Below are 22,599 nucleotides of genomic sequence, written 5' to 3'. Positions count from 1 at the left end.
TATTAATAACTCATTTTTATCATCAGAATAATTTTATGTGATAAAAAACAACAATAAAGTACAAAAATGTATGTTTTGACAAACTAATTCATCAAATCAGTTATTTTTTTAAAATAAAAAAACTCATTGTTAATTATAATAATTATAATTAACAATGAGTTAATACTGCTATTTATGACTAAAAGGCTTGAATCGTTTCAATCGTAAAGCATTTAGTAAGACAGATACTGAGCTAAAGCTCATCGCTGCACCAGCAATCATTGGATTCAACAATGGGCCACCGAACAGATATAAAACTCCCATTGCAACAGGTATACCTAAAATATTATAAGCAAATGCCCAAAATAGATTTTCTTTAATATTACGAATCGTCGCATGGCTTAACTCAATCGCTGTTGGAACATCCATCAAATCACTTCTCATTAAAACAATATCAGCTGATTCCATTGCAATGTCAGTTCCAGATCCAATAGCAATCCCAATATCAGCCTGTGCCAATGCTGGGGCATCATTAATACCATCTCCAACCATAGCTACTTTTTTTCCTGAAGTTTGTAATTTTTTCACTTCATTCGCTTTATCTTCTGGCAACACATCACTCAATACATGTTGGATTCCAACTTGTTTGGCTATTGCTTGTGCTGTTATCTCATTATCACCAGTAATCATTACAACCTCTAAATTCATTTTTTGAAGCTCGCGAATTGCCGCTTGACTACTTGGTTTAATTGTATCAGCAACTGCAACAATGCCGATTAATTCATTTGTCGTTGCTATATACATTGGTGTTTTACCCTCATTTGCTAACTGATTAGCCATGTCTTCAGCTTCGACACTAGCAATTTGTTGGTCACTCATCAATTTTTTATTTCCTAAATAATAGGTAACACCATCTAGTGTCGCTTGAATACCATGTCCTGGAAGTGCATCAAAATGCTCTAACGTCATTAAATTCAAGCCTTTATCTTTGGCACCTTCTATAATGGCTTTACCTAAAGGATGTTCAGACCCTTGTTCTGCTGAGGCTGCAATAATTAAAATATCATCCATGGAAACTGCTGCAGTCGCTATCACATCGGTTAACTTGGGTTGTCCTTCTGTAATTGTCCCCGTTTTATCAAAAATAATCGCACTAACTTTATGGGTCATCTCTAAAGCATCACCACTTTTAATCAGAACACCATTTTCAGCACCTTTACCAGTCCCAACCATAATCGCTGTTGGTGTCGCTAAACCTAACGCGCACGGACAAGCAATAACTAAAACCGAAATCGTAATTGTTAAAGCAAAGATCCAAGATTCTTGACCTAACACTAACCATGCAAAACCAGATAATATCGCTAAAATAATCACCACAGGAACAAAAACACCAGAAACCTTATCAGCAAGTTGGGCAATTGGTGCTTTCAATCCCTGAGCATCCTCAACAAGAGTAATAATTTGTGCTAACGTCGTATCTTTACCAACCTTAGTTGCTTTAAATTGAAATGCTCCAGTCTGATTAACACTTGCACCAACCACATTGTCACCAATTTTTTTATCAACTGGCAAACTTTCTCCTGTAATCATCGATTCATCAACTGCACTTGTTCCTTGAATAATCGTTCCATCAACAGGTATTTTTTCACCAGGTTTAACTAGCAAGACATCTCCCACTACAACATCTTGAATTGGTGTCTCAGTTTCTTTGCCATCTCGAATTAAACGTGCTGTTTTAGGCGCTAGACCCATCAATTTTTTAATTGCTTCCGATGTCTTCCCTTTTGAAACTGCTTCAAAATATTTTCCCAAAGTAATTAATGTTAAGATAACTGCAGCCGATTCATAGTACAATTGCATTGCAAAATCTGTTTGCCCTTGGGCAATAAGAAATGTTGCATATAAACTATATAAGAACGCCGCACTAGTACCTAGTGAAACAAGTGAATCCATATTCGGATGTCCCTTAACAAGCGCGCTAAATCCAACAGTAAAAAATTTACGTCCAATAATCATTACAGGTAACGTTAACACCAATTGTACTAATGCAAACGTTAAAGCATGATGAGAAGGATGTAAAAAATTCGGTAAAGGCAAGCCAATCATATGTCCCATAGATATATATAATAGTGGAATCGTAAATAATGCTGACAACCAAAACCGACGCCACATATTTTTTATTTCTTGTTCTTTACGATTTACTTGCTCCTCAGATACAGCTGTTATATCATCTTTCGCATCGTATCCACTGTCTCGAACAGCTTTAATAATATCTTGAGTGGATGTAATCGCTTGATTATAATCAACTACCATTTTTTCAGTAGCCAAATTAACTGATACACTTGAAACACCTGGTAATTTAGCAACAACTTTCTCAATGGTTTGCGCACAAGAAGCACACGTCATTCCCTCAATTTGATAACTACCTTGATTCTTGGGTATAACTAATTCATAACCCGCTTCATGTACTATTTTCTGTAACTCATCATCACTTATCTCAGATACATCCCGAGTCAATGTTAGTGTTTCAGTTGCTAAATTAACCGATGCTTCTTTGACGCTAGGCTGTTTCTGAACTATTTTTTCGATTCTTTGCGCACAAGAGGCACAGCTCATGCCATTTACTTGATAGCTTTTATGTTCTTCCATTCTTTTTCCTCCTTCTTAATGACAGCGACACTGGCCGGGGATACATTGGCAAGGAACACTAGATGGTGCATTTTGTTGTTTATCAATTAATTGCGTCATTAAGCGCTCAATATCCGTTTGACTTAAGACTTGCTCAGCAATGACATCACTCAAAACGTCCACAACTTGGCGGTTACATATCTTAGTTAATAAACTTTTCATTTCTAAGCTAAATGCCTCTTTTTCACTCACTAAACTACTATAAATAAAACGTTTCCCATCACGTTTAGTTACGGCATAGCCTTTATCAACTAAACGCGTCAAAAGTGTTTTAATTGTTGAAGGTTTCCAGTTTAATTTTTCTCCTAAGACTTGACTAATCTCAGTACTCGTTGTTTCTTCTTTTGTCCAAATAACACGCATGATTTCCCACTCAGCATTTGAAATACTTTCCAAATTAAGCCCTCCTTTTAGACTACATTTGTAAACTTTTTAAATAAAAAATATAAACCTAAGTTCATCTACTACATTATCACTTAGGTTTACATTTGTCAACTTAATTAATTACTTCCTTCAGTTTCTTCATAATAACGCTGCTCTTCCGCTTCCCAATAGGCCTTATCTGCCTCAGTAATCTCGCGAATCACACGAGCAGGATTACCCGCAGCAATAACATTTGCAGGGATATCTTTCGTCACAACAGAACCAGAACCAATAATACTATTTTCACCAATTGTCACACCAGGATTAACAACTGTACAACCGCCAATCCACACATTGTTACCAATAACAATTTTCTTACCAAACTCTAAACCGCGTGTACGAACACCTGCATCAATTGGATGGCCAGGCGTAAGTAGACTAACCTTAGGTCCCAACATAACATTATCCCCAATATGAATTTCAGCAACATCTAAAAAGACACAATCCGAATTAGCGTAAAAATTTTCACCAACATAGGTATTAAAGCCGTAATCAACATATAAAGGTGGACTAACATAGACAGACTCACCAGTTTTTCCAAATAATTGTTTTAATAGTGTACTGATTTTTTCTGGATCAGTATATTTAGTACGATTGATTTCTTGAGTTAAATCTTGACTAGTGGCTGAACGTTTACTCTGCTCAATTTTTCTAGCAAAATATAATTTTTCTTGAATCATGCGTTGGTATTCTGACATTAATTTATTCCCCCTATTTTGATAATCACCTTATTATAAAGGTTTTTATTAATTTAGCAAGCCCTTCTAATAAAAAATTTACTTTGCATATTTCGGCAGCTTCTTGTACTATATTTGATAACAAGTAGTTACTTAGGAGGTGCTGATAGTGTCACACGTTGCAAAAGATAAATTACCAAAATATCAACAAGTCGCAATTGCCATTGCTGAACGGATTGCGAGCGAACAATATCCCGTTGGCCAAAAACTACGAGCGCGGTCCACTCTAGCCAATTCATTTCGCGTTTCAGCTGAGACTGCTCGAAAAGCAATTAATGTCTTAGTCGATTTAAATATTGTTAGCGTCAAGCACGGAAGCGGTGTTGAAGTGGCTTCCAAAGAACGAGCGGAAGATTTTTTAAGCCAATACGCGAATGTCCAGTCATTACAGGATTTAAAACTTGATATTGTCAGTCGGATCAATCAACAAAAAGCCGAATTAACTGAACTAACTCATTTATTGGATGAACTTGTTAGTCAAACACAACAAGTTCATACTGAGAATCAATTCCTTCCATATGAACTAACCTTAACAGCAACTGCTGCCCATTTAGATAAAAGTCTTAGTGATTTGCATTTATGGCAAGAAACATCTGCTACGATAATTGCTATCAAACATGAAGAAGATATGCTTCTATCGCCTGGTCCTTACGCAATGATTACTGAAAATGATACCTTATATTTTGTTGGTGATGAGTACACAAAGCAGCGTCTAACCAATTTCTTTTATCCTAATGGCATTAATTAACAACACACAACTTCAAAAAAAGTTGTGTGTTTTTTTTTGACAAAGTGACCATACCATGATATATTAGTGTGGTCACTTGGAAAAACACAAAAATATTCAAGTAATTTTCAGAAAGGAAGTTGTGTATGGAAAAAATATCAGTAAAAAACTTAACCAAAGTTTTCGGCAAACGCACACACGCTGCGTTAGAAATGGTAAAAGAAAAACAGTCAAAAAATGATATATTAGATAAAACAGGTGCAACAGTTGGTGTCTACGATGTCAACTTTGATGTCAATGAAGGAGAAATTTTCGTTATCATGGGACTTTCCGGTAGTGGGAAATCAACATTGATTCGTTTAATTAATCGTCTAATTGAACCAACATCTGGTCAAATTTTTATTGATGGACAAGATGTATCTCAAATGAACAAAGAGGAATTATTAGAAGTACGTCGCCATAAAATGAGCATGGTTTTTCAAAACTTTGGGCTCTTTCCTCATCGAACAATTTTAGAAAATACTGAGTTTGGTTTAGAAGTTCGAGGTATCTCTAAAGAAGAAAGAACTCAACGTGCAGAAAAAGCACTTGAAAATTCTGGATTGATTTCTTTTAAAGACCAATATCCTAATCAATTATCTGGCGGGATGCAACAACGTGTTGGTTTAGCACGCGCGTTAGCAAATGATCCCGAGATTTTATTGATGGACGAAGCCTTCTCAGCACTCGATCCATTAATCCGTCGTGAAATGCAAGATGAGCTATTAGATTTACAATCAACTGTACAAAAAACAATTTTATTTATTACCCATGATTTAAATGAAGCTTTAAGAATTGGCGATCGTATCGCGTTAATGAAAGATGGTCAAATTATGCAAATTGGAACTGGTGAAGAAATTTTAACCAATCCAGCCAATGATTATGTCCGTGAATTCGTTGAAGATGTTGATCGTTCGAAAGTCTTGACAGCACAAAATATTATGGTACCTGCTTTGACCACAAATATTGATGTTGATGGTCCAACTGTTGCCTTAACTAAAATGCGTAGTGAAGAAGTCAGTATGCTAATGGCTGTTGATAAAAAACGACAATTCCGCGGCTTGATTACAGCTGATGATGCTGTACGCGCTCGTAAAGAAAAACTAAGTTTATTAGACGTACTTGAACCAAATATTGCAACTGTTTCTAAAGATATGTTAGTTAGTGATATCTTTAATATTATTTATGATTCACCTACACCTTTAGCCGTTGTTGAAAACAATCGACTCCTTGGGGTCATTATCCGCGGGGCTGTAATTGAAGCTCTCGCAACAGCTGATAACTCAAGTGATGTCACATCAACAGATACTATAATTGAAGAGGTGATAATTAATGAATAATTTATTATTGATGAGTAAACTACCAATTGCAAACTGGGTCGAGTCCTTTACAGAATGGTTAACCAACACTTTTTCTGGCTTATTCTCTTTTCTACAGTCATTTGGACAAGGCTTAATGGATGGCGTAACAAATCTACTGTTGATTGTTCCACCACTAATTTTTATAGCGATTATTACTATTGGGGCCTTCATGCTTTCTAATAGACGCTTTGGATTAGCAAGCTTCTCACTAATTGGCTTACTATTTATTTACAATCAAGGTCTTTGGAATGAGTTAATGAGTACCTTAACCTTAGTCTTAATTTCAAGTTTAGTCTCAATTATTATCGGGGTACCTCTTGGTATTCTGATGGCTAAAAGTGATAAAGCACAAAAAATTATCACACCTATACTTGACTTTATGCAGACCATGCCAGGGTTTGTTTACTTAATTCCAGCCGTTGCCTTCTTTGGTATTGGTATGGTTCCTGGTGTATTTGCATCCGTGATTTTTGCTCTTCCACCAACAGTTCGTTTTACTAATTTAGGTATTCGTCAAGTACCTAAAGAACTCGTAGAAGCTTCTGATTCCTTTGGTAGTACTGGTTCACAAAAACTGTTTAAATTAGAATTACCTTTGGCTAAAAGTACTATCTTAGCTGGTATCAACCAAACAACCATGCTTGCTTTATCTATGGTTGTTATCGCCTCTATGATTGGTGCACCTGGTTTAGGACGTGGTGTATTGTCTGCCCTACAACGTGCACAAGTTGGTAATGGGTTTGTTAATGGTGTTGCTTTAGTTATCTTAGCCATTATTATTGACCGGTTTACGCAAAAATTAAACCGTCCTAAGACAGCAACGACTAAAACTGCTACTTCACCTGAACAAAAGAAAAAGAAACGTATTATTGGTGGAGTTGTTGCCTTAGCAATTATTGCTCTAGGCGTTGGCAGTTCTCTAATGGCAAACAATAATAAAAAAGATACAGTTAACTTAGCCTATGTTGAATGGGATACTGAAGTCGCTTCAACTAACGTTGTTGCTGAAGTTATGAAAGAACAAGGGATTAATGTTAACGTCACACCACTTGATAATGCTATCATGTGGCAATCAATCGCAAATGGTGAGGCTGATGCGATGGTAGCTGCTTGGTTACCTAAAACACATAAAGCTCAATATGATCAATACAAAGATCAAATTGATTTATTAGGTAGTAATTTATCTGGAGCAAAAGTTGGTTTAGTTGTTCCAAGTTATATGGATGTTTCTAGCATTGACGATTTATCCAATCAAGCTGATAAGAAAATTGTTGGAATTGAGCCCGGTGCTGGTGTTGTCGACGCTGCTAATAAAACCGTTGAAGCCTATCCTAACTTAAGTGATTGGTCTGTCGAAACTTCTTCTTCAGGTGCCATGACCGTTGCACTTGGTCAAGCGATTAAAAATAAAGAACCAATTGTTATTACTGGTTGGTCGCCACACTGGATGTTTTCAAAATATGATTTAAAATATCTTGACGATCCAAAACAAGCAATGGGTGGCGAAGAAACAATTAATACTGTCACACGGAAAAATTTTAAAACAGATAACGAAGATGCCTATAAAATCTTGAAAAACTTTAATTGGACTGTTGATGATATGGAAAGTGTCATGTTAGATATTAATAATGGCAAAGATCCATCTGACGCAGCAAAAGATTGGATTAAAGCAAACCAAGATAAAGTATCTGAATGGACAAAATAAAAAATAAAACCACTTCAAAAATTGTGAAGTGGCTTTATTTTTTTATCTATTTTTACTGACTAATTAATTTTTTTAAGAGTTCTAATAAAGAATTACCATTTGTTAATTCATAATTAGGTTGATAATTGTGTTTAGACCTGTTTTTCCGATACTTGTTTAGCCAAATTGTTTGCCACCCAGCTGACTGGCTACCGATAACATCATTTTCAAAAGAATCACCAATATAAATAATGTCTTGAGCTTGACTCAATCCTAGTACCATTTCAATATACCGAAAAACACGCGGATCCGGTTTAGATAAGCCAACTTCCTCTGAAATAAAAATTTGTTGGCATGGAATGAATTGATTTAAACCTAGCTGACTAATTTTCAGTGCTTGATGCTGCGCTGGACCATTAGTCAAAACTGCCATGTTTATATTGTGATGCTTTAGCCATGACAAAACTTCCAACATTTTTGGATCTAACTCGATTTGGGCTTGCTCGATTTCATAAGCTTCTTGAAACAACACCGCAAGTGGTTGATTAATTGGTTGATTGATAGAATCAAACGCTAACATGATTCGTTTAATGCGCATTTTTTCAACAGGTAACTTCCCCGTCTCTGTATCTGGAAAAAGTAAATCACTATGATACCGAAAATATTGAAATAATTGCTCTATATCCTCTAGCTGATAATCTACTGAAAAAACTCTCTGGACAGCCTTCTTAAAAGGTGTCATTAAATCATACAACGTATCATCGACATCAAAAACAATTGTTTTCATAACTGGCCCCTCACTTATGCTATTCTTAAACTTATTTACACAAATTAACATAAAAAAGTTCACTTTAACGAAAAAGTGAACAAATAATTTTTATTAGTCAACGTAGCTTGTTCCTTGTTTATCCAACCAAGAATATACTAGACCAATCAATAACCCACCACCGACATAATTACCTAAAAAAGCAAAAATAAGATTACGCGTAATATTTAAAGCATTCATCCCTTCAATTGCACCGTTAGAAGCAAAATAAGCAAGTGAGAAAGCAGGGAAATTAGCAATAACGTGTTCATAACCCAAGAAAGCAAAAATTGAAATAATAAAAATAATTGCCATAACTTTACCAGCATCGTCACGCATTCTTAGACTCACTAACACAGCCGTATTAACAACTACATTAGCAAAAATCCCTTCAACAAATACTTGTAAAGATGGTTTTGCTAACTTCGCAGCAATTCCATTAAACATATAGTTATCAGCTGGCATGTTTTGGTATGGTCCTGTTAATGAAAGTAGATAACCGAACAAAACGCCACCAATTAAATTAAACAATACACAGGTAAATAATAACTTCATCCCTTTTGACACAGTGATTTGCTTACGATAAACGCCTGCAGTTGCATATAGCATGTTAGATGTCCCTAATTCTGCATTCATATAAAGAATCATGACTAACGACCAACTAAACATGAAAGCATACAAAAATTTACCTATTCCAGGTGATACTTTTTCGCCATAAATAGCAACTGAGAATGCAATAGCTGTTCCCAAAGATAAAAATAAACAGGCTAAAATTGCTCTAACAGCATAGCGCGCATAGTTATTATCTAATAACTCAACTTTTTTGAACAGCGTGCTATCAATTTTCTCAAACATTGGTGATTTGGTTTTCATTAAATCTTCTCCTTAGACTTTTTATACCCTTACATTGACATTCTATCGACAAATTTTCAAAATGTAAAGAGAACTTTCATAATTTAATGAATCAAAAATCTAAGGAAAAGATGAGAACTATCCAATACCTATCAATAAATATAACATTTTATCAGAGTAAGACACTTGATCTTGACGCATCACTTTTGATAATAATTTTACTCTATCAGTAATTATTCCATCAACGCCATAAAACATCATTCGAGACATAGTATCCTCATCATTTGGCGTCCAAACATAAACTTTTTTATTTTCATTATGGGCAGATGTGATAAAATTTGTGTTCAATGTAGTGTATTCGATTGAATAAAAATCCATCAATCCTTTGGGTGGTCCTACGATACTAAAAGGCATTACATAACCAACATAAAAATTAGAACCTTCTAATTTAAGCTTTTCTACAATATCAAAATCAAGTGCTTGAAAAATGTGACCATTTTCCAATATTTTTTCACGATACATTTCAGTAAATCTTTTAACCATATCAGGGCTATCGTGTTTAGTTGTTTTAAACTCGATTAATAACTTCTGACCAATCTCATTAGCCACCTTTAAATAATCATCAAAAGAGACCAACCGAGCAGATTGTCCCTTTTCTGTGACTGTCAATTTCGTTAAATCAGCTAGATTCATCTCATACGGTTTTTTTGGAATACCAGTTAATGCTTTCAATTTAAAATCATGATAGACTACAAACTGATGATCCTTTGTTTCTTGAATATCCATTTCAACATAATCTGGTTGGCTAGTCTCATGGGTCAATTTAAGAGCTTCAATTGAATTCTGAACAGCATTTTGATTGTCAACTCCACGATGTGAAATCGTTAACGGGTGGTCTTGTCCTGGTTGCTTCAAATAGTCTTGATTAGCCAAGCCAATAGTAGCAAACAGACCGATAAATAATATTAAAGTAGCACCAATTTTAAACCATTTAAACCGTGTCGTCGCTTTTGATTCTAGGCGATACCACCTTGGTGGCTTTGGTAGGAAATGATGGTTTTCCATATAATCAATGATTACAAAGAAGATCCCAACTGTTGATAAAACTGTATTTAGTAACCAAACAAATTGCATAATCGTCATTAAAACAGTCGCACTTGTTAAACTGTAACTTGTAAAGCTAGTTTCAATAAATGCTTGTAAAAAGATAATTAACGTATAAGATAAAACAGTTAATAAACTGATACTTCCCATAATTACTGCAAACTGCATAAGGATCCGTAAAAAATTATTTTTCGTTTCACGCCAACTTTTTTGAATAGCTTCTTTAAATCCACAATCATTAAAAATCATCTCTGGTAAAGCAAAAATTAAACGAATAGCTAAATATACTAGTAAAATATAACTAGCAATCACAAGAGCAATAATCGGTACCCGATTTTCAAAAATCACGTCTAAGATAAACGTTGGAATTTCTAGCTTAGATAGTAATTCGGTATTAAATTTAATACCACTAATTGGTAAAATCAAAAAGAAATAAAAGAAAAAGAAGACAATTTTACCCAAGTTTAATTTCTTAACTTGTTGAAATGTCCCATATATCAATTGTTTAAGAGAGACTGGTTGCCTAATCTGAATAAAATAAATACTCTGAATTAAAAAAGTAAATTCAAAAAAGACAAGCAATATCATTAATAACAAAATACTAATCAAGCCAATAAATACCAACGGATGATGGATTAGAATATCCCCAAAATTATCATAAGAAATATAGGCGATTCCTCCTTGGTTTAGAATAAATTGAGTCGTACTCGCTAAAAATGGAGTTAAAACAAAAATAATTAGTAAATGCACCAATACAACGTCTCTAAAATAGGCTTTAGTCCCTGCTAAAAAATGGCGCGTTCGCCGAAAATTATTTAGTAACTCTTTCATAAATAAAACACACCCTTACTATCATTTTAATCATTGCAATTTCTTTTAACTCAATTATACTTTTTTTATTAAATTGGGTACACTATAATCGACTAATGAATATTTTGGAGGACTCAAAATGAAAAATCTTACTAACGCTCAAAATTTATGGGCTTACTACAAGTATGACGTCATGGCTCATTCTCAAAAACATTATCAACAAATCAGGCAATTATTTAAATACAATCAGTGGTCAGAAGAAAAAAATTCGACCTTTCATTACTTAATTGAGGATGCTCTGAACACACCAGCAACTATCGGCTCACTAAAAAATGCTTATCAACACATTTGGGGTTATTTTAAAAAAGTCGCTACTAAAGAAGAAAAAGAGACCTTTTTAATTTTATTAAATACTCTGTCGCTAACAAATGATGAAGTGAAACCTTTTTTAGCTCAATTAAGTATTATCTATCAAATAGATTATCTTTTAAACAGCTCACTCCTTTTCCCACAATTTATTTAGAAATATCCGTATGTTAACGGATAAACGATGTCGTTCACAAGCGTTCTACTATTTTTTTTTATCTTTTTGAGGTATGATAAAAAAAACTTTTTGAGGTGATATTTACATGAAACGGTTAAATCAAGACTTAGAATGGAACTACCATGAGCAACATGATTGGTGTTTCCATACTGAGATGTCTCAATCACCTATTAACATTGATGACAGTCTTGCTGAAGTAATGGAAGATGCAGGAGACATTATATTAAATTATGAAACAACTATTGATGAAATGGTCGATACAGGATTTGCTATCCAGGGTAACGTTAAAGGAACAGCACGTATCAACGGCCGACTATTTCATCTACAACAATTTCACTTTCATGCCCATAGTGAGCATACAATTAACGATCAATATTATCCTCTTGAACTTCATTTTGTTCATCAGGCTCAAAATGGTAAAAATGCTGTGATTGGTATTTTATTCGATATTGGTGAAGAAAATCCAGTCTTTGAACAAATTATAACGTTAATGATAACAAAAAAACAAGCCAATCAGCCAATCTATTTAGAACGATTATTACCTAAAAATCGTCGCTTTTATCATTATTTAGGGTCACTAACGACCCCTCCGCTAACTGAAAATGTCGAATGGTATGTTATGCCCGAAGTCGTTTCCATTTCTCATAGACAATTATCTGAAATTACTAAATGGTATGACCATAACCATCGTAAAAGACAACCCTTATATGGTCGCCACATATTAAAAAAAGAATTTGAGTCTTAGACTCAAATTCTTTTTTTAAGTTTATTAAGCTAACTAAACTGATTTCACTCGATATGTCACTAATTTTTTTAAGCGAATACCTAGTAGACCACTTAATACTACTTTAATGACAGATGTCAAAATAAATGGCGCAACACAAGCGAAAAATGCAACCTGCAAACTACTTTTAGTTACTAAGCTAAAAAATAACATTCCTGATACACTATTAATAATTGAACCTAAAATCAAGCCGATAAAAACTTTATTACCAGATTCTGACCACATTCCAGCCAAATATGCCATCAATGGAAAGCTAATTAAAAATCCACCAGTTGGTCCGATAAATGACATCACACTTCCAGAAAAACCAGCAAACACAGGTAGCCCAATTAAACCTAAAATTAAATATAAACCTGTCGCAATCGTACCATCTTTCTTACCCAAAATAATACCTACAATTGGAATAATTAATGTTTGTAATGTCATAGGAACTCCATAAGGCATTGGAATACTAATTTGGGATAGTACAATTATAATGGCAACAAATAAACCAATTGAACTAATACGGTACGTTGAAAATCGAGACAAGTTGACCACTCCTTTACTTTTTTACAGTATAAAATAAAAAAGTACCGCTTGTCAACTTTTTTTTTACATAGGGTGACAATTATCTTTTTATGCTAACATCACCTGATAATAATGCCTTTAAATCTCCAGTTTCCGTTTCAACAAGTAAGTGACCTTGTTGATTAATGCCTCGTACAAACCCTTGGCTCTGACTATTACCTTGATAAACCGTGACTTGTTGATTTTTCCATAATAAATGACGGTCATACTCAGCAATAAGTTGTTCTTCATTTAATTCATTTAATCCAGATAATAAATCATTAATGATTCCCGCAACTAACTCATTACGTGAAACAGTCGGTTCTTCATCCATAAATAAAGATCCCGCAATGTTTTTCACATCGTCTGAAAAATCAGTTGATTCAGTAGATACATTTAGTCCAATTCCAATAATTAACCACTGAAATTCTTGATTTTCAATATTTGTAATGGCCTCTGTTAAAATACCACATATTTTCCTATCACCTAAGAATAAGTCATTTACCCACTTTATTCCTAATTCTTTACCAGTTAAACGAAAAATGGTTCGTCTAATACTGACCGCTGTATACAATGTCAGTAAACTGTAGTTAAATGCTTGAAACTCACTTGGTTTTAAAATCAAACTAATGTAAACTCCTGTATCAGCTGGTGACTCAAAAGTTTTCCCATATCGACCACGTCCATTAGTCTGCTCATTGGCTAAAACAACTGTGCGATTTGGGATACCATCAATAGCCAATTCTTTGGCATATTTATTAGTTGAATCAATTGTTTCAAAAAGGTACAGAGGCAAATTTTTAAATGTTGGATTTAGTCCATGTGCTACTCCACTAGTCGTTAATTTATCTGATTCTTCAAGTAAACAATAACCATTATTGGTTTTTGATTTAATTTGAAAGCCTTCATTTTTAAGAACATTGATACTTTTCCAAACAGCATTTCGTGACAGACCTAATTCTTCCGCAATTTTACTTCCAGAAACATACGTCCCTTTATTTTGCTCTAGATAATCCAATACGTAATCTTTTGTCTTCATAAAAAACTCCTTTGTCTTTTCATTTACATGACTTTTTTATTATAACAAATTTAACCCAAGAGAGAGTCGTGAACAAATAAAATTTGTTCACGGATTTTTTTTATTTCACATAATTTAATTCAAAACGTTTTGAGAAGCGAGACAATGAATAACAAATTGCAAAATAACAAATTGTCATAATTAAAAACATGGGTAAAACTGTTGTTGGTTTTTGAGCATAAATTATTTTTACATTATGTGTTAACTCTGGTAAGGAAATCACCACAGCTAGAGAAGTATCTCTGACTAGAGAAACAAATTGGCTAACAATTGGTGGTACCATCAACTTAACTCCTTGTGGAAAAATAATGTAGCGCATCGTTTGCAAACCTGTTAGACCAGTCGATCGCCCCGCTTCTATCTGACCTTTAGGAACAGCTAATAAACCAGCACGAATGATTTCTGATAGCATGGCGGATTCAAAAATTGTCATTGCGACTACTGCTGACCAAAAAATACTAAATTGAATACCGATTTGTGGTAAAGCAAAATAAGTAAAGAAAATAATCAAAAGTAGCGGTAGATTACGAACAACATCAATTAAAAAACCCACAATAATGGAAACCACTGGAATTTTTAAATAACGAAGAATTCCTAGTATGCCTCCAATAATAAAACTCAATATAATCGAAACAACTGCCACTTCTAAGGTGACCAATAAACCATCAAAGATAAAACGTAAATTTGAAAACGTAAATGCTTCTGCCATAATAAAGGTCTCCTTTCTTTAATTTTGAACTAGGCGATGTTCTAGATAGCGCATTAGATAGGAAAGCGGCATAGTCAGAATTAAATAGAATAAACCTATTAAAGTATACGTACCTAATGTATTAAACGTTGTACTAGCAATTAAGTCACCTTGATACATTAAGTCAGCTCCCGTCACAATGGATAAAATCGAAGAATTTTTTACTAAGTTAATAAATTGATTACCTAAAGGTGGAATAACTAATTTAAAGGCTTGTGGTAAAATAATGTAGCGCATGACTTGGACATAACTCAATCCTGATGATAAGCCCGCTTCTAATTGTCCTTTTGGAATTCCTTCTATCCCAGCACGAACGGTATCAGCAATAAATGCCGACGTATATAGTGTTAAACCAATCGTTCCTGATGTAATACCACTAAATCTGAAACCATAGATTGGTAAGACAACAAAGAAAAACATGACAATGATAATTAAGGGAATATTTCTAAAAAAATTTACATAGATTTCTCCAATGCGATTAAAAATTTTTTTAGGGGCCACTTGAAAAATCGCCATAATTGTACCAATAATTAAGCTAAATAGTAAGGCAATTAGACTAGCTACGATGGTCACTTTTAAACCTTCAAAAATAGCATTATGATAATTCGACCAAATTTCTATCATTTAAATTCCTCCTTTACTCTGGATTTTTATCAAACCATTCACGGTAAATCGCATTATACGTTCCGTCTGATTTAATTTTTTCAAGTGCTTTATTTAGAGATTCCTGAAAAGATTTCTGATCTTTATTAATAGCCATTCCATAAGGCTCATTCGTAAAATTACCACCTGTTAATACATAATTAGGATTGTCAGCAGCCATTCCCATTAGGATACTATTATCGGTCGTCATCGCATCACCTTGTCCTGATTGAAGTGCTGTAAAAGCTTCTGCATAATTTTCTAACTCTAAGACTTTTGTATTAGGAGCCGCTTTACGAATATTATCAGCTGATGTTGAACCTTTTACGGCTAATACGGTTTTTTCACCTGTTAAGTCTTCCACGCTTTTAATATCGCTACCTTTTTTTACTAACAAAGATTGTCCTGCTTTAAAATAGATATCTGAGAAATCAACTTGCTTCTTACGTTCATCACTAATTGTCATAGTGGCAATAATCGCATCAATATTACCATTTTTTAGTAATGGAATCCGTGTTTTAGATGTGACTTCAACAAATTTTGCTTTATCTGGTGACCCTAAAATTTCTTTCGTTAGTGCTTTAGCAATATCAATATCAAATCCTTCAACTTGTCGGGTATCAATATTCATTAAACCAAATAATTTTGTATCATTTTTCACACCCCAGACAATTGTATCGGAGCGTTTTACTCGGTCGTATGTGCTTTTGTCAGATAACTTTTTGCGACCACAACCAATCATTAAGACCGACATAATTAATAAACTCAGTAACAATATAATCGTTCTTTTTTTTCGCATAGGATAGCCTCCTTTTTCTTAATGATTAATAATCTTACTTAAAAATTGTTTTGCGCGTTCCTCTTGTGGATTATCAAAGAAAGCTTCTGATTCTGAATCTTCAAGAATTTCTCCATCAGCCATAAAGATAACTCGGTCAGCAACTTCTCGTGCAAAACCCATTTCGTGCGTTACAACTATCATTGTCATACCATCATCACTTGCTAGAGCCTTCATAACATCAAGTACTTCTCCAACCATTTCCGGGTCTAATGCTGACGTTGGTTCGTCGAATAGCATCACATCAGGTGACATGGCTAAACTTCTCGCAATTGCAATACGCTGTTGTTGTCCCCCAGATAATTGATTAGGATAACTATCTTTTTTATCTAACATACCAACCCGTTCAAGCAAACTCTCAGCTTTTGCAACGGCTACTTCTGGACTTTCTTTTAATACTTTCAGTGGTGCTAATGTAACATTTTCTAATACCGTCATATTTGGGTATAAATTAAAATGTTGAAAAACCATTCCCAAATTTTTTCTGACATCATTCAGATTAGTTTTCGGATCATGAATATTGACCCCATTAACAACTAACTCGCCTGTTGTAATCTCTTCAAGTGCATTGATACAACGTAACATTGTACTCTTCCCAGAACCAGATGGCCCAATCGCAACCACTACTTCTCCTTCTTGAATATCTAAATTGATATTTTTTAGTGCATGGAAATCCCCGTAATATTTCTCAACTTGTTTGAATGATATCATGCCCTTACCTCTTTCTCATTTTTCTAATTATTTTTTAATTATTTATATTTTATACCATTTAGTTCTCATTTGTAAAGGTAAGCATAAGTTTACAGAATAATCTCACCTACTTTTAAAAACAAAAAAATAGAGACTACCCACTCATTCTGCCAAAAAATTAATTTATGACAAAAAATTAGCTGTACTCTCTAATGTTTAGTTATAAAAAAAATAAGCCATTTCTGACTTAGCTATACTATTACTTAAATCAGACACATGGTAGCACCCACGTAGTGCTGCTTCCTTCCAGATCTGACACGCTTAGCGAGCCTACCATTGTCCTAGCCTTTCGGCAAGATTTATTATACTAAACTTTCACATAGAAAGCTAGTCTTTTTTTTGTTTCTTTTTTCTTTTTCGGAGTTCTTTAAAAAATGAAGTTAATAATTCGCTACATTCGTTTTCTAAAATACCCGATTCAACAACAGATTGATGATTAAATCGTGAATCGCTAAGTAATTGCATCAAACTATCTACAGTACCAGCTTTAGGATCTTTGGCACCATAATAAACTTCTTTAATCCGTGATAAAATAATAGCGCCAGAACACATTGGGCATGGTTCTAATGTTACAAATAGCTGTGCATCTTCTAATCGCCAACTTTTTTGTTGACGATTGGCATCTTTAATCGCTAATAATTCTGCATGTGTGGTAGCATCTTGTGATAATTCTCGGACATTGTGCCCACGTCCAATAATTTGATTATCTAGAACAATCACGGCTCCAATCGGCACTTCATCAAGTAATTGTGCTTTATGAGCCTCCTTTAAGGCTTCACGCATAAAATACTCTTTTTGCTCAGTTGTCATAGTTGATTGCGTCATTCGCTAAATCCCCCTTGATTATCTTGTCAACATCATAGTCGAATCTATCGGTCTTATGTTACACTATACCTAAACAGATTGAAAGGATCTTTTTATGAATTTAGAACAATTAAAAACGATTTATCCACAACATTTGATTACTCTTGAAGCAACCGACATGACCGATTATCTGTCCATTCCAATCGAACATCAATGGTTTCATATTCCTTTAAAAGACTTGTCCAAGTCAGAGATTAAGTTACTTCATTCGCTAAGTCCTGACGCACACCAAACTAATGTTTTAGAGATACATTCATGGTACCGTTTTTTATTTCAACACGAACATATTATGCCTGAAGATACAGCTTACCGAATCATTCAAGTTAAGTTACATCAAAAAAGTGATGATGCAAATGATTGGTTAACACATTTTGCTAATCTTTTTAACGCGATTGAGGACTATTTTTTCATCAATGAAACTGAAGCACTTTTGATTGAAAAAAATTCGACTATTCATTATGAACTATCTGATATTGAAGGTATGATCTTAACATTGCAAAGTGATTTTTCTGTTAAACCAAATGTCTTCATTGGAAATTTCCACCAAAAAAATGATACATTTCGTAATTTTTTTATTGAGGAACAAACAATTTTTACTCAATACCAACAAAAAGAATCTACCATTTTTTCATTTCAAACCATTGCTTTAAACTATCTTACGAGTAACAGTATTACCCAAAGCTTTACAATGCAAGCATTAAAGCAAACGTTACAATTAGATGATGATTTAACTACCATCGTTAAAACATTGTGGCAAGAAAAAGGAAATTTGACCTCAACAGCAAAAAAACTGTACATTCATCGAAATACCTTGCAATATCGCTTAGATAAATTCTATGAACGTACAGGCCTATCCTTAAAAAATATGGATGATTTAGCAATCTGTTATGTTTTACTTACCTAATTATCACGACGATTACCAAAAATTAATACTAAACGTAGTAACTGTAAAAGTGAAGCAATCGCAGCAGCAACATAGGTGAATGATGCAGCTACTAGCACTTTACGAGCCATTTTAAGCTCATCTTGATCTAGAATTTGATTATCGGCTAAAATAGCTAACGCACGCCTTGAAGCATTAAATTCTACAGGTAACGTAACAATTTGAAATAGGAAAGTTAACGCAAAACAGATAATACCAATATTAACTAGAATTGGTAAACTACTGAAAAAAATGGCACCAATTAAAATTAACGGTATCGAAATCTGTGCCCCAAAGTTAACAACTGGAACCATGGCAATTCTTAGTTTCAAAGGAAAGTAGTTTTGTTGGTCTTGAATCGCATGACCACACTCATGAGCAGCTACACCAATTGCTGCGACTGATTGGGAGTCTGCGACTGTCTCCGATAGACTGAGACGCTTCGTTTTTGAGTTGTAATTATCTGTCAAATCTCCACTAATTTTTTGTACACCGACATCTCGAATACCAGCATCGCTTAAAATCATCGAAGCGACGTCACTTGCAGTATAACCCTTTCGGTTCATTGACTTGGAAAAGCGACGATATGTACTATTAACATAACTAGGCGCAATCATTGAAATAACCACACCAATGATAATTAAAATATACGTACGGTCAAACATATAATATGGCATAAACATTTAATATTCCCCCTTTTTTATTACGTACTTCATCATAGAATAGTTTAACAGATAAATATGAATTAAGTTAGTAATAATAACGATATTTTTTTAATATAACTACTAAAAGTAATCTTTTTTTCAATAAACCTCGCTTTATTGAGTAGATTTATAGACCAAAATAGTGTATCTTTACTATGTATCTATTTGTTCGAAATAACAGAAATAATTAATCACTATCGCAAATAATCGATTGTTTAAACATATGGGAGGCTTGATTAACATGCGAGAATTACTTGATCTTCCAACACAAAGGCGTTTAAAAATCATTGAACAACTAAATGAAATGTCTGATTGGATTAGCTCAAATGAATTAGCTCAAAAAAATAATGCATCTTTACGAACCATTAATAATGATGTTAGTTATTTAAAAGATAATTGGTATCCACATTTACTCATCGAAACATCTAAAAAAAATGGGGTTCGTTTAAAAACTTTACCCAGTAGTCATATTCGTTTGGTATACAGCCATGTATTAAAAAACTCTGATGCTTTTAGACTTTTAGATGCTATTTTCTTTGATACGACTAAAAGTATTGAAAAATGGGGAGAAACCTTATTTATCAGTGAATCATCACTTTATCGGATAATTAATGATTTATCCACTTCATTAAATCATTTTGATTTAACTTTAGAAAAAAAACCCTGTCGCATCGTTGGACAAAGCGAATTGACTGTTCGTTTCTTTTTTACAAGTTTTTTTAGAGAAGCGTATTCAATAACGGATTGGCCATTTCCTACTAACCGCGAAAAAATCATCACGTTTGCCTTATCAATTTTAGACACCTTAAATCTTAGCTGTGACGAAAATCAAGTCATGAAACTCGCTAATTTAATTAATATTAGTCTCATACGAATCAAACAAGGCTTTTATAATGACTCTCACACTTATAATTCTGAATTAACTGAACAGTATGCCAATGTTTTATTAAAAAACAAGATACCTTTAGAAGAAATCGTAAATGATTTAGAATTAACATGTGATGAAAACTTACTGAACGATTTAATTCACTCTATTTTTTATTATCGTCATAATTGGACAAGCGATTCTGAAAAAGTAACTGTGATAAAAGCAATTCGTCACTTAATCAAAACCTTACGTGATATCTTTGATCTTACCTTAAGCAACCTAGTAGCCGATCAAATCGAAGATTATTTAAAATATTTATATCTCTATCATAAAGTGTATCCATATCGCAACTTTATTATTTTTGACCACTACTACCATGGTGGAACAACAATCAAAGAAAATTTACCTTTCTTTGATGATGTTGTAGCGAAACTATTACTTCGGATGGAGCGTGAAACTCATTTTCCTTGGTATAGTCACTATCGTTATGTTGTTTTATATGGATTGATGATAAAATGGGAGAATTTATCTGAATTACTTGAAGAAAAAAAATTAAAGGCCAAAGTATTAGTCATGAGTGATTTAGGTAAGGATCATCGCGACTTTCTGATTAAAACAATCCAAAAAAACTTTTATAATAAAGTTACTTTATATGGCTATGATGACTTAGTTATCTTTTTAAATCAAACATCAATTGATCAATTTAATGATTACGATTTAATTATTACTAATTTCAATACTATTTTACTGCCAGTCAACAAACTGTTAGTCATTGATGATGTCCCGTCCAATCAAGATTGGGCTAATATTCGTCATGCTGTTAATAAATTTTTTACATTAAGCCCTAGAATGACTGCTGACATCCAAATATTCGAAGAGGATCAATAATTATGGCTTTAGACTTAATCAATTCATTTTTAATTAATCAAGCCTTGATAATCAGTACTATTTCAGGACTTTACTTTGCAGCCATGAGATTATCATTAGATAATACTTGGGAGAATAAAATTAATTTTAATCCCAAATCTTATCGTCTCTTGCTTTCAAAAAAAGTAAAATATGGTTAGGGTTAGGTATTGGCTTATTATGTATTTTAATTTCTTTTAATAGCATCCCTTTTGAAGGGCTCAATCGTATTGACGTGAGATATTTACCAATTTTCTTTTCAGTCATATATGGGGCACCATTAATTGGTACAGTCGCAGCATTTGTTGTTGTAACATTTAAAACAATCGAATATATATTACTTGGAGCATCCATTTCTTTATATTTAAACAACTTTTTATTCACTTTATTTATTTTATGGATTAGCTATATCTTGTATAAAAAAGATTTACCGATTAAAATAACTTCTCAACTATTCCTTGGCTATGTGCTATTAGCTCGTTTTTTAATCTTTTCCTTTATTTTCTATCCAGTTTGGACAATGTCTCTAAGCGTTAATATGGCAATGTATCTAGTAGTCTTTTCAAGTATTTTTTTAATCACTTCTTGGATTGTTCATGCTGTCATCGAATTTTTTAAAAAACTTACTCTTTACAAGACTTCTGCGACATATGACAAGCTTACAAATTTCTATAATAAAGAAGCTTTCATGATTCTATTTGAACATTCCTTTAATAGCTTAATTGAACAAAACCGGACATTTTCTTTAGCTATTATAGATATTGATAATTTTAAAGTGGTGAATGACACTTATGGCCATCTTACTGGCGACCAACTGCTAAAAAAAATTGCAACTGTCATTAAATCATTAGTCAACCACCAAGATATTCAGTGCTTTAGGATTGGTGGAGATGAGCTGGCACTCATTTTTAACTATGATACACCTTCCGCTTTTTTATCGCCTTCAGATTATTGTCGAAAAATTGTGAAAGAGTTAGAAGGCACTCCTTTAATTATCGACAACGTAATAATACCGATTACTTTATCCATTGGTATTGTTACAACTTATCATACTGAAACTGAAGAAATAACAACTTATCAAGCAGATGATATTTTTAAATTAGCCGATAAACAACTGTATCTAGCGAAAAATAAAGGTAAAAATACCGTAGAACATACTATTGTCAAAATTTAAATGCTCGAGTTAACTAATTACT

At 33.5% G+C, this 22,599-nt stretch carries 23 protein-coding genes and 1 other RNA gene; 9 read left to right on the top strand and 15 right to left on the bottom strand.

Annotated features, from left to right (window positions below; all coding sequences use genetic code 11):
• Nucleotides 1-168: 168 nt before the first annotated feature.
• The 3 genes from BW732_RS09915 to BW732_RS09905 all read right to left on the bottom strand — a co-directional run bounded on the left by BW732_RS09915 (nucleotide 169) and on the right by BW732_RS09905 (nucleotide 3,788).
• Nucleotides 169-2,628 (bottom strand): heavy metal translocating P-type ATPase, encoded by a 2,460-nt coding sequence (locus BW732_RS09915; RefSeq protein ID WP_077276580.1) that lies wholly within the window; start codon nucleotides 2,626-2,628, stop codon nucleotides 169-171.
• 15 nt (nucleotides 2,629-2,643) lie between these two features.
• Nucleotides 2,644-3,063, bottom strand: a complete 420-nt coding sequence (locus BW732_RS09910; RefSeq protein WP_228414934.1) for a CopY/TcrY family copper transport repressor — start codon at nucleotides 3,061-3,063, stop codon at nucleotides 2,644-2,646.
• 104 nt (nucleotides 3,064-3,167) lie between these two features.
• Nucleotides 3,168-3,788 carry a sugar O-acetyltransferase gene (locus BW732_RS09905; protein ID WP_077276579.1) on the bottom strand — a complete coding sequence of 207 codons (621 nt, stop codon included), beginning with the start codon at nucleotides 3,786-3,788 and terminating at the stop codon, nucleotides 3,168-3,170.
• 148 nt (nucleotides 3,789-3,936) lie between these two features.
• Here BW732_RS09905 and BW732_RS09900 point away from each other — a divergent pair, with 148 nt between their 5' ends.
• The 3 genes from BW732_RS09900 (at nucleotide 3,937) to BW732_RS09890 (ending at nucleotide 7,659) form a co-directional block, all read left to right on the top strand.
• Nucleotides 3,937-4,575 (top strand): GntR family transcriptional regulator, encoded by a 639-nt coding sequence (locus BW732_RS09900; protein WP_077276578.1) that lies wholly within the window; start codon nucleotides 3,937-3,939, stop codon nucleotides 4,573-4,575.
• Between the two features lie 125 nt (nucleotides 4,576-4,700).
• Entirely contained in the window at nucleotides 4,701-5,933 is a 1,233-nt protein-coding gene (locus tag BW732_RS09895) for a quaternary amine ABC transporter ATP-binding protein (RefSeq protein ID WP_077276577.1), read from the top strand.
• A complete protein-coding gene (locus tag BW732_RS09890; protein ID WP_077276576.1) occupies nucleotides 5,926-7,659 on the top strand; it encodes an ABC transporter permease/substrate binding protein in 1,734 nt (577 codons plus the stop codon). Before BW732_RS09895 ends, BW732_RS09890 begins: the two co-directional genes overlap by 8 nt.
• A 52-nt stretch (nucleotides 7,660-7,711) precedes the next feature.
• On the opposite strand, the gene BW732_RS09885 is transcribed toward BW732_RS09890, so the two are convergent.
• The 3 genes from BW732_RS09885 to BW732_RS09875 form a co-directional block, all read right to left on the bottom strand.
• On the bottom strand, nucleotides 7,712-8,425 hold the full coding sequence (locus BW732_RS09885; protein WP_161485554.1) for an HAD family hydrolase: 714 nt from the start codon (nucleotides 8,423-8,425) through the stop codon (nucleotides 7,712-7,714).
• Between the two features lie 93 nt (nucleotides 8,426-8,518).
• A complete protein-coding gene (locus BW732_RS09880; RefSeq protein ID WP_077276574.1) occupies nucleotides 8,519-9,316 on the bottom strand; it encodes a formate/nitrite transporter family protein in 798 nt (265 codons plus the stop codon).
• A gap of 117 nt (nucleotides 9,317-9,433) precedes the next feature.
• Nucleotides 9,434-11,230: a glycerophosphoryl diester phosphodiesterase membrane domain-containing protein gene (locus tag BW732_RS09875; RefSeq protein WP_077276573.1), complete on the bottom strand. Its 1,797-nt coding sequence runs from the start codon at nucleotides 11,228-11,230 to the stop codon at nucleotides 9,434-9,436.
• Between the two features lie 118 nt (nucleotides 11,231-11,348).
• Here BW732_RS09875 and BW732_RS09870 point away from each other — a divergent pair, with 118 nt between their 5' ends.
• Together BW732_RS09870 and BW732_RS09865 are read left to right on the top strand one after the other, a co-directional pair.
• Nucleotides 11,349-11,732 (top strand): YbgA family protein, encoded by a 384-nt coding sequence (locus tag BW732_RS09870; RefSeq protein ID WP_077276572.1) that lies wholly within the window; start codon nucleotides 11,349-11,351, stop codon nucleotides 11,730-11,732.
• 106 nt (nucleotides 11,733-11,838) lie between these two features.
• Nucleotides 11,839-12,498, top strand: a complete 660-nt coding sequence (locus BW732_RS09865; RefSeq protein ID WP_077276571.1) for a carbonic anhydrase family protein — start codon at nucleotides 11,839-11,841, stop codon at nucleotides 12,496-12,498.
• 33 nt (nucleotides 12,499-12,531) lie between these two features.
• Here the strand turns inward: BW732_RS09865 and BW732_RS09860 are convergent, their stop codons facing one another.
• The 8 genes from BW732_RS09860 to tadA all read right to left on the bottom strand — a co-directional run bounded on the left by BW732_RS09860 (nucleotide 12,532) and on the right by tadA (nucleotide 17,964).
• Nucleotides 12,532-13,065 (bottom strand): biotin transporter BioY, encoded by a 534-nt coding sequence (locus BW732_RS09860; RefSeq protein WP_077276570.1) that lies wholly within the window; start codon nucleotides 13,063-13,065, stop codon nucleotides 12,532-12,534.
• 79 nt (nucleotides 13,066-13,144) lie between these two features.
• A complete protein-coding gene (locus BW732_RS09855) occupies nucleotides 13,145-14,122 on the bottom strand; it encodes a biotin--[acetyl-CoA-carboxylase] ligase (protein WP_077276569.1) in 978 nt (325 codons plus the stop codon).
• A 100-nt stretch (nucleotides 14,123-14,222) separates the two neighbouring features.
• Nucleotides 14,223-14,870 carry an amino acid ABC transporter permease gene (locus BW732_RS09850; protein WP_077276568.1) on the bottom strand — a complete coding sequence of 216 codons (648 nt, stop codon included), beginning with the start codon at nucleotides 14,868-14,870 and terminating at the stop codon, nucleotides 14,223-14,225.
• An 18-nt stretch (nucleotides 14,871-14,888) separates the two neighbouring features.
• Nucleotides 14,889-15,533, bottom strand: coding sequence for an amino acid ABC transporter permease (locus tag BW732_RS09845; protein ID WP_077276567.1), 645 nt, complete (start codon nucleotides 15,531-15,533; stop codon nucleotides 14,889-14,891).
• 13 nt (nucleotides 15,534-15,546) lie between these two features.
• On the bottom strand, nucleotides 15,547-16,350 hold the full coding sequence (locus tag BW732_RS09840; protein WP_077276566.1) for a transporter substrate-binding domain-containing protein: 804 nt from the start codon (nucleotides 16,348-16,350) through the stop codon (nucleotides 15,547-15,549).
• Between the two features lie 18 nt (nucleotides 16,351-16,368).
• A complete protein-coding gene (locus BW732_RS09835) occupies nucleotides 16,369-17,100 on the bottom strand; it encodes an amino acid ABC transporter ATP-binding protein (RefSeq protein WP_077276565.1) in 732 nt (243 codons plus the stop codon).
• Nucleotides 17,101-17,340: 240 nt separating this feature from the next.
• Nucleotides 17,341-17,427, bottom strand: an RNA gene (ffs, locus tag BW732_RS09830) — signal recognition particle sRNA small type.
• Between the two features lie 39 nt (nucleotides 17,428-17,466).
• The gene (tadA, locus tag BW732_RS09825) at nucleotides 17,467-17,964 is read right to left on the bottom strand and encodes a tRNA adenosine(34) deaminase TadA (protein ID WP_077276564.1); all 498 of its coding nucleotides are present in this window, start codon (nucleotides 17,962-17,964) and stop codon (nucleotides 17,467-17,469) included.
• 94 nt (nucleotides 17,965-18,058) lie between these two features.
• Between tadA and BW732_RS09820 the strand changes: the two genes are divergently transcribed.
• A complete protein-coding gene (locus tag BW732_RS09820; RefSeq protein WP_077276563.1) occupies nucleotides 18,059-18,907 on the top strand; it encodes a helix-turn-helix domain-containing protein in 849 nt (282 codons plus the stop codon).
• On the opposite strand, the gene BW732_RS09815 is transcribed toward BW732_RS09820, so the two are convergent.
• Nucleotides 18,904-19,602, bottom strand: coding sequence for a zinc metallopeptidase (locus BW732_RS09815; protein WP_077276908.1), 699 nt, complete (start codon nucleotides 19,600-19,602; stop codon nucleotides 18,904-18,906). The two genes, BW732_RS09820 and BW732_RS09815, sit on opposite strands and share 4 nt — an antisense overlap.
• Nucleotides 19,603-19,870: 268 nt before the next feature.
• Here BW732_RS09815 and BW732_RS09810 point away from each other — a divergent pair, with 268 nt between their 5' ends.
• From BW732_RS09810 to BW732_RS09805, 3 genes are all read left to right on the top strand, one after another.
• Nucleotides 19,871-21,385, top strand: coding sequence for a helix-turn-helix domain-containing protein (locus BW732_RS09810; protein ID WP_161485553.1), 1,515 nt, complete (start codon nucleotides 19,871-19,873; stop codon nucleotides 21,383-21,385).
• A gap of 2 nt (nucleotides 21,386-21,387) precedes the next feature.
• Nucleotides 21,388-21,564 (top strand): hypothetical protein, encoded by a 177-nt coding sequence (locus tag BW732_RS11435; RefSeq protein ID WP_161485552.1) that lies wholly within the window; start codon nucleotides 21,388-21,390, stop codon nucleotides 21,562-21,564.
• Nucleotides 21,565-21,638: 74 nt separating this feature from the next.
• Nucleotides 21,639-22,577, top strand: a complete 939-nt coding sequence (locus BW732_RS09805) for a GGDEF domain-containing protein (protein WP_077276561.1) — start codon at nucleotides 21,639-21,641, stop codon at nucleotides 22,575-22,577.
• Nucleotides 22,578-22,599 lie beyond the last annotated feature (22 nt).

Origin of the sequence: Vagococcus penaei (assembly GCF_001998885.1) — a bacterium.
Lineage (GTDB): Bacteria > Bacillota > Bacilli > Lactobacillales > Vagococcaceae > Vagococcus > Vagococcus penaei.
Note: the sequence above shows the minus strand (reverse complement) of the source record. Positions and strands in the feature narration are given on the sequence as shown.